At 61.0% G+C, this 14,783-nt stretch carries 8 protein-coding genes and 2 pseudogenes; 4 read left to right on the plus strand and 6 right to left on the minus strand.

Going from position 1 to position 14,783, the window contains the following annotated elements:
• Positions 1 to 37: 37 nt before the first annotated feature.
• From J2S96_RS10800 to J2S96_RS10815, 4 genes and pseudogenes are all read right to left on the minus strand, one after another.
• A pseudogene (locus J2S96_RS10800) lies at positions 38 to 274 on the minus strand (gfo/Idh/MocA family oxidoreductase); the annotation flags it as partial.
• Between the two features lie 574 nt (positions 275 to 848).
• Entirely contained in the window at positions 849 to 971 is a 123-nt protein-coding gene (locus J2S96_RS10805; RefSeq protein WP_306862881.1) for a hypothetical protein, read from the minus strand.
• Positions 972 to 1,056: 85 nt separating this feature from the next.
• A complete protein-coding gene (locus J2S96_RS10810; protein WP_306862884.1) occupies positions 1,057 to 1,305 on the minus strand; it encodes a dienelactone hydrolase family protein in 249 nt (82 codons plus the stop codon).
• Between the two features lie 130 nt (positions 1,306 to 1,435).
• Positions 1,436 to 2,445, minus strand: a pseudogene (locus J2S96_RS10815) (zinc-binding dehydrogenase).
• 389 nt (positions 2,446 to 2,834) lie between these two features.
• On the opposite strand from J2S96_RS10815, the gene J2S96_RS10820 reads away from it, so the two are divergent.
• Both J2S96_RS10820 and J2S96_RS10825 read left to right on the plus strand, forming a co-directional pair.
• A complete protein-coding gene (locus tag J2S96_RS10820) occupies positions 2,835 to 3,854 on the plus strand; it encodes a zinc-dependent alcohol dehydrogenase family protein (RefSeq protein WP_306862889.1) in 1,020 nt (339 codons plus the stop codon).
• A gap of 78 nt (positions 3,855 to 3,932) precedes the next feature.
• Positions 3,933 to 4,802: a helix-turn-helix transcriptional regulator gene (locus tag J2S96_RS10825; protein WP_306862892.1), complete on the plus strand. Its 870-nt coding sequence runs from the start codon at positions 3,933 to 3,935 to the stop codon at positions 4,800 to 4,802.
• A 403-nt stretch (positions 4,803 to 5,205) separates the two neighbouring features.
• Here J2S96_RS10825 and J2S96_RS10830 read toward each other — a convergent pair whose 3' ends face one another.
• Positions 5,206 to 8,445, minus strand: a complete 3,240-nt coding sequence (locus J2S96_RS10830; protein WP_306862896.1) for a 2-oxoglutarate dehydrogenase E1 component — start codon at positions 8,443 to 8,445, stop codon at positions 5,206 to 5,208.
• 806 nt (positions 8,446 to 9,251) lie between these two features.
• On the opposite strand from J2S96_RS10830, the gene J2S96_RS10835 reads away from it, so the two are divergent.
• Together J2S96_RS10835 and J2S96_RS10840 are read left to right on the plus strand one after the other, a co-directional pair.
• The gene (locus J2S96_RS10835; protein WP_306862900.1) at positions 9,252 to 10,622 is read left to right on the plus strand and encodes an MFS transporter; all 1,371 of its coding nucleotides are present in this window, start codon (positions 9,252 to 9,254) and stop codon (positions 10,620 to 10,622) included.
• Positions 10,623 to 11,063: 441 nt separating this feature from the next.
• Positions 11,064 to 12,107, plus strand: a complete 1,044-nt coding sequence (locus tag J2S96_RS10840) for a zinc-dependent alcohol dehydrogenase family protein (RefSeq protein ID WP_306863404.1) — start codon at positions 11,064 to 11,066, stop codon at positions 12,105 to 12,107.
• Between the two features lie 1,308 nt (positions 12,108 to 13,415).
• On the opposite strand, the gene J2S96_RS10845 is transcribed toward J2S96_RS10840, so the two are convergent.
• Positions 13,416 to 14,756, minus strand: a complete 1,341-nt coding sequence (locus tag J2S96_RS10845; protein WP_306862903.1) for an MFS transporter — start codon at positions 14,754 to 14,756, stop codon at positions 13,416 to 13,418.
• Positions 14,757 to 14,783: the final 27 nt, after the last annotated feature.

The following is a 14,783-nucleotide window of genomic DNA, read 5'->3' on the forward strand; positions in this document are numbered from 1 at the left end:
CGTCATCGCAGCATCCGCATGTCACTGACCGAGGTGTCTATATGGCTGTGTCGTCCGCGTCGTAGCTTGGCCCGATTTGGCGGCGGATCTCGTCCATCGCTGCCATTACTGCCACGCTCTCGCTCGGTGGGAGGATGGTGCCGGACGTTTGGCCGGCATGGACCAGGCGTTCCAGCTCGGCCGCCTGATACTGCATCCCGCGGCTGGTAACGGGCTCGTCGAATCGTTCCACAACGGATCCGTCGACGCCGAACGCCGTGAACGGACCGGAGTTGTTTCGCGTAGTCGAACCATATGGGGGAGAAACCTCGTCCACATAGGGAGCTTGGGTTCTTGCGCGGAAAGGACTTGCTGGTTCCCTGAGAGGACGGACTGGTCCGCATGGCGCAAGCCCAGGCCTAGCCGGGCCTAGCCGAGAGCTGTCAGGGTGGTTAATCCCGCCTATTGCCCCGAAGCGACACGTCCGGTCGGCTGTATGCCCTGCTCGGTTATTCACGCGTACGGCTTTTAGATAGCCTGGACCCTCATGTTAGTTGAGGATTGGCCAGAGCTGCGGCGGAGTAGAACAGCTCTTTGCATGCCGCTCGCCAGGTAGAGGGCGGGACATGAGTGAAGGTGCTCCGCGAGGTGGTCCTCAATGCGCTGCCAGGCTTCAGGGGCGGAACCCGGATCCGGTCGGACAGCCATGATCCGAACGACGCGACGCGTCGGTTGCCGTCCTTCCGGAGCGTCGTTCATGAGTGCGTGACTCGCTGCGAGTCCCTGAGCATCCTCGAAGTCGTGCCTGGTTGGGACGATCTCCAAATTTGCGGGGGGTCCGGAAAGGCAACGGTCCTCAGCATAGTTGGCTACGACGGGCAAGCGCCTGCCAGTCCGTCCGGCAATTGGTCGTTCGCCGAGGCCGCATCGAAGCCGTCGGTGGCCGCTAGCAGGGCAAATCCCCCGCCCAGGCAGAATCCGATGACTCCCACCTTCCCAGTGCATCTGGTATCACCATTGAGCCAGGAACGGGGCCGTCGTGATGTCCGTGAAGACCCGGCCCGTCCCCGATGTCAGCTAGCGCATGGTCGACACGAGGCAGTCCCTCGCGCCGTCGTCGCTGTCGAGCTCTACGGCAAGCGTCAGGTACCCAGCCGCGGTGAGCCGGTCCGCATGGCGTCGGCGCTTGACGTCGTCGAGTCCAAACGCTTCGTGGATGAGAACGACGCCGGGAAACGGACCGATTCCGGCGGGCTTGGCGAGGTATCCGCGCGGAGTGCGGGAACCACCTGCGGCCGCGCTCACAATGCTCAAATCAATTCGCATAGCGGGTGTAAGCCCTCCTTGGCAACGAATCGCCACGTAAACCGACCGCAGAATGATCCCTGCCGATTGTCGGTCGGTGGCTCGAGCGAGCGCGCCGTTCGTCTTGGGGACGCTGGGCGGCGTTCGGTTCTCACGTGGTGAGAAGGACTTTGATGGCCTGTCGCTCATCCATGGCTTTGTAGCCTTCTGCGGCGTCGTCTAGAGGCAGAGTGAGGTCGAAGACCTTGTCGGGGTTTATCTTGCGATCCCAGACGAGTTGGATTAGCTCCGGCAGGAAGCGGCGGACGGGCGCGACGCCTCCCGCGAGCTGGACACCGGAGGCGAACAGCTCCATCGGGTCCAGCTGCGCCCCGACGGGGACGCCGACGTATCCGACGTTGCCGCCAGGACGGGTGGCGTGGATCGCCTGGCGCAGTGATTCCGTCGTACCGACGGCCTCGACTGTGGAATGCGCGCCATATCCGCCGGTGAGCTCTTTGACGTGGGCCGCGCCGTCTTCGCCGCGTTCGGCGACAACATCGGTGGCCCCGAACTCGAGTGCAAGCTTCTGCCGTTCAGGGTGGCGGCTGACGGCGATGATCCTGTCGGCCCCCAGCTGCTTCGCAGCACGGCCCACGGCGCCGTCGCCAACGACCGCGACGGACTTGTCTGGCCCGTCCTGCGCGGACACAGCAGCGAACCAGCCGGTGCCCAGCACATCAGAGCAAGCCAGCAGCGAGGGGATCAGCTCGGCACCCGGCTGCCCAGGAGTAGCGATCAATGTCGCGTCGGCGAACGGGATGCGGGCCTTTTCGGCCTGGGTTCCGATCGTGGGCATCTCCACCCGGTTGGGACAGTAGGACCGGAACCCGGCCTGACAGATTTCGCAGCCGTCACCAGAGGCAACGAACGGGCCGACGACGAAGTCGCCGGGCTTGACGGTTGCGACCTGCGCACCGGTCTGCTCAACGATGCCGACGTACTCGTGCCCGATCTGAGAGGGGCCGGGCAGGGGAGCAAGGCCACGATAGGGCCACAGGTCGGAGCCGCAGATGCAGCTGGCTGTGATGCGGATAACCGCGTCAGTGGGATCGATGATCTGAGGATCCTCGCGTTCTTCCACGCACACTCCCCCGGGGCAAGCATGATCACTCCGCGCATAGCTCTCTTCCTTCCCTTCGGGTGTTCCGGTTTTCATCGAGTGGGCGCGCCCAGATGGCGATCCCTGCCGTACGGGCGAATGGACGGTATGAAGGCCGCAGCCCTGCGGTCAAACCGAACTCAGCCCTCCGACGATTCCAACATGTAGGACGGGTCGGTGGGAGACCCTCTCAGTGCCTCCCACAACCACTGCGATGCCCGTAAGGTCATGCTGGTCTTCGCCGGGATTGTCGGACCGATGGCATTGAGATACAGAAAATACCGGGAGGCCCTATTGGACCCTCCCAGGCCCGGCATCCCGAAGGTCTAATGGGAGATAGCAAACCGGAAACCACTTCTGGAACATCACTGGCGCGCTTGGCGCGCCAGGCGCAAGCAAGGAGATATTAATGCGTGGAGTTGTCATGTACACGGCTGGGGACGTCCGGGTCGAGGAGCGTGAAGACCCGAAGATCATCGATCCTACCGATGCGATCATCAGCCTGACCGCGACCTGTATTTGCGGCTCCGACCTGTGGCCCTACCGCGGCATCGAACCGGTAGATCACACACCCATGGGGCACGAGTACGTTGGCGTGGTGGAAGAGATCGGCTCCGCGGTGAAGACGATCAAGCCGGGCGACTTCGTCGTGGGTTCGTTCGTCATCTCGGACAACACCTGCGAAATCTGCCAGTCCGGGTTCCAATCAAAGTGCGTGCACGCGGAGTTTGTGGCGCAAATCGGCACCCAGGCCGAGAAAGCCCGTATCCCTTACGCGGATGGAACGCTGGTGGCGACGCCCGGGCAGCCAGACCCGGAGCTGATTCCTTCACTGCTCGCCACGTCCGATGTGTTGGGAACTGGCTGGTTCGCCGCCGTCGCCGCTCAGGCCGGCCCAGGCAAGACTGTCGCCGTAGTAGGCGATGGAGCGGTAGGCCTGATGGCCATCCTCGCGGCGAAAGAACTGGGCGCCGACCGGATCATCGCCATGAGCCGGCATAAGGACCGGCAGGAACTGGCCAAGTTCTATGGCGCGACCGACATTGTAGAAGAGCGTGGCGGCGAGGGCATCGCCAAGATTAAGGAGCTGACCGGCGGGCTGGGTGCACACTCAGTGGTCGAAGCGGTCGGAACCCAGGAATCGTTCATGCAGGCCGTTGGCGCGACCCGCGGCGGCGGGCACCTCGGCTACGTTGGCGTGAACTACGACGTACACGTCCCCGGCATCGAGCTGTTCTTGGCCGGCATCCACACCCTCGGCGGACCTGCGCCGGTGCGCCGGTTTCTGCCTGACCTGATCCGGATGGTCTGGGATCGGAAGATTGATCCGGGCAAGGTCTTCGACCTGATCCTTCCCCTCGACCGGGCCCCGGAAGGATACAAGGCGATGGACGAGCGCACCGCTACCAAAGTCCTGCTAACCCTCTGAACCTACATCCTGGGCGGGGGCCGATGCGCCCCCGCCCTCCCTACATAGCCCGCACTCACATAGGCATAGCGTGAAGATATGACCAAGAAAGACGACATCCGGAAGTTTCTCGTTTCCCGGCGCGCGAACGTCACGCTCGCGCAGGCTGGCCTGCCCGATGTTGGAGACGAACGACGTGTTCCCGGGCTCCGGCGCGAAGAGGTCGCCCAACTCGCCGACGTCAGCGTCGAGTACTACACACGGCTCGAGCGGGGCAACATCCACGGTGCGTCAGAGAGCGTCCTCAACGCGATCGCCCGCGCACTGCACCTCACCGATGTCGAACGCGAACACTTGCTCGACCTCGCCCGCATCACCCCTGCGGCCGCGAACCATGCGGAGAAAACGACGGCGGCCGTCGCCGTTCGTCCTTCGGTGCAGCGGGTCCTCGATAACTTGACCGTGCCCGCCGTCGTCTACAACGCCCGGCAGGACCTCATCGCCTCGAACCTTCTCGGGCGGGCGCTGTTCTCGCCACACTTCGAATCCGACCGGCCCAGCATCGCCCGCTTCATCTTCCTCGACTCCCGCGCCAAGGACTACTACGCGGATTGGCCGCTCGGGTGCAGCCTGACTGCCGCGATGCTTCGTTACGAGGCAGGTCGGGACCCGCTCAATGCCGCCCTCACGGAACTTATCGGAGAACTTGCCACCCGCAGCCCCCAGTTCCGCAAAGACTGGGCGGACCAGGACGTCCACGAACACCGCACGGGGCAGAAGGTGTATCGACACCCTGAGGTCGGCGACATCGAACTCACCTACGACGTGTTCGAGATGCCGGGCGAACCAGGACTGTTCATCGGCACTTACACCCCGGAACAGGGTTTCGAATCAGCCGACAAAATCGCTCTGCTCGGCAGTTGGGCGGCAACCCAGGAATTCGGCCGCCTGATTCCCCCTGAGACGTAAACAAGATCGTCGGAAGTCGGCTCCGGTCGGCCGAAGAGGAGCCTGCCGAAGCGCTGGGGCTGAGTATGCTCCGTGGTTGGGAGCCTTGCATCCGAGTCAGAAGAAGTGAGTAGGTCCTTAGCGCCCTTCGCCGCGTGCCGAGTGTCCTTCGGTTGCAGCTTGTGATCCAAAATCCCGCGTATTCCCGCAGCGCCATATTCGCGGCGACCCTGATGGCTTCGTCGAACTGGAGTTCAATCTTGAATCTCCCCGTCGTGCTCGTGACGCCTCCTTCTCTCCGGTAACGCCATGCGAATGTTTGGTTGCTTTTACTGGTCAGGCGGTGCAGGGATTCCCTGCACCGCCTGACCCTGTGTCCGTTGGCTAATTATTCCCCTCGACCTGTTGGGGGATGTTTGAATGGCTACCCGATGCGGAAGTCAACGGCGCCGGGCTGGGCCGCCGTCGCCAGAAGGCGTTCCTGGGCTGCCTTGTGCTCCGATGAGTAGCCTTCGGCGGGAGATGCTGCCTCTGGCCTGCCTACATAACCAAGGCGGAACCGGCCAAGACCCATCTTGAGCAGCTTGGGCAGCACGTAGCTCCACGCACCCATGTTCTCGGGTTCTTCCTGAAGCCAGACGATCTCTTCCAGCTCAGCTGCGGCCGCCACTTCCCTCATGATCTCTTCATGCGGGAACGGGTACAGCTGTTCGATACGGATAAGGCGGACACCTTCGCCCAGACGTTCCTTGGCCTCCACGCCCACCTTGCCGGAGGACAGAACAAGACGGCGAGTGCCGTTACTGGGCGCCCCGGTGGCCAGGACCGGGTGGAACGTACCGGCAGTGAAATCCGCCATTGGCGACTTCGCAGACTCGGCCCTCAGTAATGACTTGGGCGTGAAGATGATGTGCGGGCGCGGTTCATCCAGGGCTGCGGCGCTGACGAGAGCGTTGAAGTACTGTGCGGCCGTGGTGGGGATAAGGATGCGGGAATTGTCGCGGGCAGCCAACTGAAGGAACCGCTCCAAGCGCGCCGAGGAGTGCTCAGGACCGGCGCCCTCCCAACCATGCGGGAGCAGCGCCACAAATCGGCTTTCGCGGCCCCACTTGTCGCGGCCGGCCATAATGAACTGGTCGAAGATGACCTGGGCCACGTTCACGAAGTCACCAAACTGCGCCTCCCACAATTGGAGGGAATCTGTGTTGGTGCGACCGTAGCCGTATTCGAAGCCGACGGTGGCAACTTCCGTCAAAGGTGTGTTCGCCACAAGGAAGGGCGCGCCGCCAAACGTCAGCCGCTCGGCTTTGTACCCAGTCTGAGAGTCGTGAACCACGATGTGCCTGTGGCTGAACGTCCCGCGCTCCACATCTTCGCCGGTAAACCGAAGCGGCACGCCGGCTTCGTTGATGTGCTTGAGAGCAAGCAGCTCTGCCTGACCCCAGTCGATCAGGAAGTCCTGGCTACGCATGGATCGCTTCTTGTCGAACTGCCTCATCAGCTTGGGATGGATGGCGACATCATCGCGGGACTGCTCAGATGCGTCGAGGACTTCGGCGACCCAGGAGGCGGTGATTGACCGCAGCTTGTCGTGCACGGCGGGGCGGGGCACGAATTCCTGGTTGACCACCGAATCGAGATCGAAGACGCGAGCCTTTTCCAAAGCGCCCACCAGGTGCTCTTTGGCCACGGACCGAGCCTCATCGACGTAGGTGTCCTTCACCAGGCCGGCAGTTGCCAGAGTGGACGCATAGATCTGGTGTACCGGCGGGTGCTGGTCGATGTCGTTGTAGTAGACGGGCTGGGTGTAGCGGGGCTCGTCGGTTTCGTTGTGGCCGTGACGCCGGTAGCCCTGGACATGGATGACAATGTCCGTGCCGAACCGCTCGCGGTAGTCGAAGGCGATCCTCGCCGCCACGAGGTTGGCGTCGACGTCGTCCGCGTCGGTGTGGATGACCGGGACGTCGAAGCCGCGGACGACGTCAGATGGCCAGGATGTTGACCGCAGTTGGAGAGGAGTGGCGGTGAAGCCGAGCCGGTTGTCCTGGACAATGTGGATCGTGCCGCCCACGTTGTAGGGTTCAAGCCGCTGCAGGTTGAAAGTCTCGTACACCACGCCCTGTCCCGTGAACGCGGCGTCGCCATGCAGCAAGACGGGGAGCACCCTTCGACGTGCCTCCGCCGGGGACAGGCCCTCGGCGATGAGCTGGTCTTGCTTGGCCTTCGCGGCGCCAAGCGCCACTGGCGAAACGAATTCGAGGTGGCTAGGGTTCTGCTCCAGCATCACGCCGATGGATGAACCATCAGTATCCGTAAACGCACCGCCGCCGCCCAGATGCTGCCGAACATCACCGGAACGCGCATGCAATGTCGAGTGCGAGGTTGGAAGGAACTCGGCCAGAATCCGCTCCATCGGCCAGTTCAGGATGTGCGCCATGATACTGAGCCGGCCGCGGTGCGCCATGCCAAGCACGGTTTCGGTGTAACCCTTCCCGGCAGCCTGTCCGGCCATTTCGGCCAAAGCCAGCACCGAGGACTCAAGGCCTTGGACGGACAGTGTCTTCTGCCCGAGGAATTGGGTCTGCAGGTACGTTTCGAACACGTCGATCTCCGTTGCAAGCCGCAGGGCCTGTAGTCGGCGATCAGCGGTAGGCTGTGGAGTTCCGTGCCTGACCAGGTCGGCGAGCCAGTTGCGCGTTTCCGGATCGGACAGGTGCGCAAACTCGACTTCGACACCGTTGGGCAACCACGATCCTTCGTCGCGGGCACGGACGGGCTCCAACCGGGCGACGGCTGTGCTGGCCGTGCCGTTGAACTCGGCCAATCGGACGTCGTCCTCGGACGACGCCGACACCGGGAGGTCAAGCAGGGGGTCCGGTTCTTTTTGGAGTATCTCCTGCTCCAGTTGTGCAAGGAACTCCTGCGAGCGAAGGTATTTCTCTACGGCGCCTAAGAAGCTCCCGGAGTCTGCTCCCTGAATGGCGCGGTGGTCATAGGTCGAAGACAACGTCAGCACGGGGTCCACGGGATGCGTGGTGGCCAGCTTTTCGAGCCCCGCAGGGACACCGATAGCACCGGCGGCGACAATGATGCCCGGACCTGCGGGAAGCAGGGGTACACCTGTTGTGGAACCGAAACGACCAGTGCTGGTGAGGATGAGTGACGCTCCACGTAGCTTGGAGACGGAGATGGTGCCTGCCCGACACTCCTGAGACAGCCCTCCGAGATGCTCAACCAGTTCCGGAAAAGTGAGACGGGCTGCATCCTTGATGACGGGCACCATGATGGAATGCCCTGCAGAAGTTTCGACGTCGACCGCAACTCCGAGGTTGACGGTTCCCTCTTCTACCAGCACGAGATCCGTGCCGTCGTTTTCAATACGCCGACGCACGGCGGGAACCTGCTGCTGGGCGGCACGGGCCATGGCGGTCGCGAGCACGGCAGCAATAGGAACGTTGAAACCCTGCGTGCGGAGCCTTTGGCGCCATTCCATGAGCGCCGAGACTTCAAAAGTTCTCATGGTCGACGCGGTGGGGACACTGAGACTTGCCTCCATGTTTCGGGCAAGTGCTGCGCCCCTGCCCCGGAGGACCTTGCGGGAGTCTGGGTCCGGCGTGCCGTGCTGGCTCGGGGTGGAAGCCGGGGTACTGGTGTTTTGAAGCATCTCTTTATCTTTCGCGCAGTGTGCGGGCGAGGCATAGGGCCAAGCAGAAGGAGCCAGTTAGGCATAAAACTGATGTATTCCATACTCTCTGTTATGGATAAGCCTCACCAATACCCATTTGTGATGCGGTAATGCCAGGCTGCTATCTGCCGTTTGAAGCGCCACGTCGAAAATGAGGTAGCTGCCGTCTCTATTGGCCGAAATCGATGGGAAGCGGTCTCTGTCCGGTGCGGATCTGGTCCCACGTGCCGTCTGCCATGGGCCAGAACTACAAGGAAATCGCACCGCCGGGCCCTGTCCGTGCCGCCCGACACCCGCTTCCATTACGCTGCGGTGGTCCCGGGCGGGCCCCATACTCCACGTGAAGGAACACTCGTCCTCGACACTAAGCCAGGCCTACCAAACCACTCCTTCAACGGTCAGGGGACGCCTTAAAGCGGAAGACCAAGGGTTTTCGCCAAGCACATGTCAGCGTTCGTTCCTGTCCCTCGTAGATGCAGATGCGTGATGGAACAATCACAATTGATTATTTGCTATTCGCTTGCAAAACGTCTCACGATGGGCTGGTTCGCTGTTATCCATGTCCACGAGAAAACCCGCAAAGACCTACCTCGCAAAACTAGAACGGCAGAGATGCCCTTGCCGAAGAAAGAAAAATGTCGATATCGACGGTGTCCGCAAACCGTTACGTCGTCTGAGCTTGCGAAATCGAAAAGTCCTTCACACCCCGACCGTCGAGCGCATAAGAGTTATACCGCAGCCGTGGGATGCGGACCGTCTCCGAACAATAACGTTAGGAGGAATCAGTGTCGATTCCAGATGAGTCAGAGATCACGAAACACGAATCTCTCCAATTGGCCCAGCGCGAACTTGAAGCGACTGAGCCAATCAAAAGGAAGGGGCATGTGAGGCGTATCGCCTTTGCGACTGCCATGGGGGCCCTGATCGAAAGCTACGACTTCGGAATCTACGGTTTCGCTGCTGCGTTCGTTTTCCCAAAGACGTTTTTCCCTTCGCTCGGCCCGTCGGCCGGCCTCATTGCGTCTTTCGCAACCTTGGGGGTGGCATTCGTTACGCGACCGCTCGGAGCTGTGATCTTCGGGTACTTCGGAGATCGGTACGGGCGCAAGAAAATACTTGTCGCGACCGTGCTCGGAATGGGGCTTTCCACGGCCTTCATGGGCATGGTGCCGTCCGCCGACATGATCGGCGCGGCAGCGCCGATCATCGTTGTGCTATTGCGAGCCTTGCAGGGTATCGCCTTCGGAGGTGAATGGGGCGGAGCGCAGCTATTTGCAACCGAACATGCCCCGGCGGATCGTCGTGGCCTGTATGGAGTTTTTCCTCAGATCGGAAATGGTCTGGCCAATGTCCTGGGCCCACTGACCTTGCTGGTTGTCAGCGTAACTCTTGGTCTGGGAGCATTCACATCGTGGGCATGGAGGATTCCATTCCTTGCGAGCTTTGTCCTCGTAACTGTCGCACTCTACATTCGTCTTAAGGTTGAAGAGACCCCAATTTTCGAGAAGGCACGGAACCGGAATGCGCCCGCTCGCGTCCCGCTCTTCGATACCTTCAAAAATCAGACCTCTACGGTCCTCAGGGCAGGCGGGGCGATTCTCACGACGTTCGCCTTCTACTTCATAGTGCAGACGTATCTTCCCAGCTACGGTGTGCAGAAACTCGCGCTTTCCCAAAACGAGGTGTTTGGGGTCACCGCACTAGCAGGGGTCGTCTACACTGCGGCTGCGTGCGTGAGCTCCCTGCTCTCTGACAAATTCGGGCGCCGCCGGGTGATCGGCTCGGCACAGTTGTTTGGAGTGGTATGGGCGATCGCACTCTTCCCAATCATTAACCTCGGCACGATTTCCGCCTTCGGTGTCACATTGTGCATCACTACGATGGTCGCCGGAACGGCGCTCGGGGCCGTCGGCGTGCTGGTACCCGAACAGTTTCCAACTGCATACCGTTATACGGCAACGAGCATGTCCTACCAGCTCGCCGCGATCCTAGGTGGCGGAGTCATCCCGATCATCGCTCCAATGATCACCGGGTCTCCGGCTGGTCCCGTCGGATTCGGCATCGTGCTTGCTGTGATTTCGGGAGTTGCGGCGCTATGTACATTCTCCCTGAAGGAAAAGGCTAACGAAAGCATGGATTGGAGTCTTGACCGGTGAATCTGAACACTGCGTTAGCTCCTCTCGATGCGACCTTACGGGACGCGGCCCCGCCCTCTTGCCATGGCGGTCCGCCGAGGAGCCGCAGGTTTGATCAAAAAGTTCGAGCCCAAATTGCCGAAACCCTCCGGGCTTGAGCGCAACCGGTTAGCGTGGTGCGGGATCTGGAGGCGGCTTCCACAGTCTGGCCTCACAAGTCCGACCGGGGTCTAGCAGACCTTGCGCCGTAAAGGTCATTCGGCGGATCCTCCGTCCCGGCCACACAGCCATGCATCGCTTGAAAGGAATCCCTATGTCACTCGAACATCGAGGCGCATTCTCCACCGGCCTGCCCGACTCAGAAGACGCCTTCGTTCAGCGTCGTAACGATCATGTTCAACGGGCCATTAAGATATGCGCGTCAGCAGTTTTGTTGGGCCTCCCGAACTCTGGACCGCGTTCATGAAAGCGGCGGTCTTCCTAGGGAACAGAACCCTTGAGCTCCGGGACTTCCCTGACCCCCGACCAGGATTTGGTGAGGTTCTTGTCGCTGTCCGGGCCTCGGGATTGTGCGGGAGCGACCTTCACATTTATCGCGATGCACCGGGGAAACCCGCTACCTCCGGGAGCTGCATCATGGGGCACGAACCTGCGGGAGTGATCCACGCGGTCGGCGCTGGAGTGTCGCCCGATCTGGCAGCTGTCGGTCAGCGGGTGATCGTTCATCACTATGCTGGCTGCACCTATTGCGACGCTTGCCGGTCAGGTTGGCCCCAGATGTGCACGACTGCACCGGCGCGCGTCTTCGGTATTGACGATCATGGGGCGCATGCGCCTTTTATGCGCGTCCCCATCGCAAGCCTTGTTCCGCTTGATGACAGGTTGACGTTCGAAGCCGGTGCAGCGATCGGCTGCGGCACGGGTACAGCTTGGGGCGCGCTGGATCGTCTCGGCGATGTCGGTGGAGCAACCATCGCGGTATTTGGTCAAGGCCCTGTGGGGCTCTCCGCCACCCTTCTGGCGACCGCTCGTGGCGCGCGCGTAGTCGCGATAGACCCCGAGCCGGCTCGACGGCTCCAGGCCGAGCGTTTCGGGGCAATTGCGACGATCGACCCGATGTCGGTCAGCGCAGCTGCTGCCGTGCGGGAGCTCACTGACGGTCCGGGTGTGTCGCTTGCGCTCGAAACATCCGGGTCCACTGCAGCCACCGCCGACGCTATTGCGGCGCTGGCGCCGTGGGGAAAGCTTTGTCTTGTGGGCTTGGGCGGAGAGGTTCAATTTAAGGTCTTCGATTATCTCAGGAGTCAGATGACTCTCCTGACATCATGGACCATGTCGGTCGTCCAGCTTCGACGCTGCGCGGAGTTCATCGCGCGTAACAACCTTCCGATCGGGGACCTCTATAGCCACCGATGGCGGTTAGACCAGATCGTCGACGCATATGAAGAGTTCGACAAACAAAGGGCAGGTAAGGGCGTCATTACTTTCGATGGTCCATCGACGTAGAGATTCGCTGGACGGGTTCTTGCGATTCATTTCCGCCTCGGCCCTTAATGGCCTGCGAGACAGGAAGGGACTGCGCGCTGTTCGGCAGCGCGCCGTCTACCTCCACAACCGGACAGCGCATCACTGTCAACCGCCATTCGGATCTGCCCACGGCTGCCGGACCTGCGCTGCGATGGGAAGATTGAGGTACGCCTGATTCACCGCTGACCGGACGAGGACAGACGCAACCCCTAGTCCGTGAGGACTGGGGACGAGATCGCGGAACTCGTACGGCTCGCCGCACACAGAACGGACCTGGTCTGCGACCTAAGTGAGCGTTCAAACAGCCTCTGGGCAACCATGGAATAGTTTCCCGCGTACCAGGCCGCCTTCGACCACTTCCAGCGTGAGGGCGCGCACGTGCTGCTGGCCCGATGCCAGTCCCCGGACAGGATTTTTCGCGCTCCGACCCACCCATCACGACTTGGCCGTAAGCAAAGCGCCGCAGCCCCGCAGAGGTGGAAATGCTCGTCCTCAAGCTCGCCACCGAGATCCCCTTCACCTCGCCGGAGGTTGACGACCGGAGGACTGGTCCAGGCCCGATTTCGCGATCACGAGCATGCCCGGAATCCTGCTGGACTTTCCGGATTCGTTGCGACCGGTGCAGAGTACGGCACCAATCGAGCAAGCAGACCGGCCCGCCGAAGTTGCACCCGCCCTGCTCGACTCCGGGCGCGTGAGTGGCAAACTACCAGCGCAACTCTACGACCGCAGCGTCCTGTGCACCGTGTCTCTCGACCGAGACGATGACCCCACGCTAACGTGTCTTCGAGGCCTACCAGGAACGTGCCGACTGTGAATACCATGAGCAGGCCGTACGCGCTCCCGCCGCCGCATCAACGTCGTTCGGGCTATCTCAAGAGCTGGCAAACCTCAATCGGCGGTATCTCGGTCGCTCAGGCGGATTGACATCCTCACCGAGACTCATTGCACTCCTCTGCCCGCAGGCCTCACACGCACTGCATGAGGCGAACGTTATGAGGCGAGGGTTTTTACCGGCTCGGACGAGTGCCCCCGGATCGAAGAAACCGGCCACGGTGCTGAACAAGCGAGAGGGGCGGCGAAGTTTTGATCTTCACCGCCCCTCTCCGGGACACACTGAATAGGTTGACGATACCGGGGGAAATGGCGTGTTTGGCTGCTGCGGGGATGTCTGCTGCAGTCATCGCTGCACGCGAGCTTCCTGCTCAGTCGCTCAGCTCTTGAACGCTTCCTTCAAGTTCCTTGCATCCGCAAACTCGGCGAATCACTTTCGGCCCAGCGACGAATCTAGCCAAGATCTTCAAGCGGTACCTTGTTCGTTTCCTTCGAGAAGACGGCTGCGACGGCAGCTGCTATGCAAGTGATTGCAACGATGACTGGCGCTGCCATCCAGTTGTCCCTCGTGACGAAGGCCGTGGCAATGGCTGGCACAAAGCCGACCACCACAATGCCAGCGTTGAAGCCCACAGCTGAAGCCGAGTATCGGACACGTACGTCGAACAGCTCACCAGAGAATGTTTGGCTTACGGCGTTCACAGCGGCGTAGAAGATCGAGAAAGCCCCAATAATCGTCACGAATATCATCGGAATGTTGTGTGCGACGATTGCTGCGAAATAAGCGAATGTCATTACTGCAGAAGTGATAGCGCCGAATATGATCAGCGGTCGGCGGCCGATACGATCGGAAAGGAGCCCCCAAAAAGGTTGGAAGACCGCATTAATTCCGTAACCTGCGATTGAGGCCCAGATCATGGTGGTAAAAGAAATGTTTATCCCGAACTCAGGTCGAGTGGCAAAGGCCAGACCGAATGTGAAAAGCATGGTGCCGATCGATGCGCTCGTCGTGAGCAGGAGGACCTTGATAATGCCCCACGGGTAGCGCCGAAGAGCGGTGAAAAGCGGGATCTTTATTTCCTGATGATCCTCGACAACCTCTTTGACGAAGATGACTGGCTCCTCGAGCTTCGTTCGCATAATTAGCGCGACGACCACAACAATGGCACTGGCGAAGAAGGGGATGCGCCATCCCCAGGAGAACAGGAGATCATGTGGAAGGGCCGCGATTGGTAGGAATGCGACGTTTGCGAGTACGAAGCCGACGGAATTTCCTGACTGTGTAAACGATGTATAGAACGCTCTCCTGCCGTGCGGGGCCGACTCCAGCGTAAGCGTACTGGCTCCTGTTGTTTCTGCGCCCGCAGACAGTCCCTGAACAAGTCTCATGACCACCAGAAGAACTGGCGCGAGAAGTCCCACCTGTGCATATGTAGGAAGGAAACCCATGGTGAATGTCGACAGTCCCATCAGTACGATTGTCAACACCAGGATGCGCTTGCGGCCGAACTTGTCGCCAAAGTGTGCGAAGACTACGGCGCCGGCGGGCCGCGCCACGTAACCAACGCCGAGGGTGCCAAGAGAAAGCAAGATTCCGGTCGCGGCGCTGGTCCCGCTCGGAAACATTATCGTCGGGAAGACGGTGGCTGCAGCCAGAGAGTAAAGAAAGAAGTCGTAATATTCGAGCGCACCACCCACCAGAGCCGATACGGCAGCGCGACGTGCACGAGACTTCTCTAGCTGAGTGCCGCCCGTCGGTTTGGATATTGCGGTCATTGCATTTGTGCTGGCCACGTTAGCTCCTTTGCTGAAGTGGTTGGA

The organism is Arthrobacter bambusae, assembly GCF_030812595.1.
Taxonomy (GTDB): Bacteria; Actinomycetota; Actinomycetes; order Actinomycetales; family Micrococcaceae; genus Arthrobacter; species Arthrobacter bambusae_B.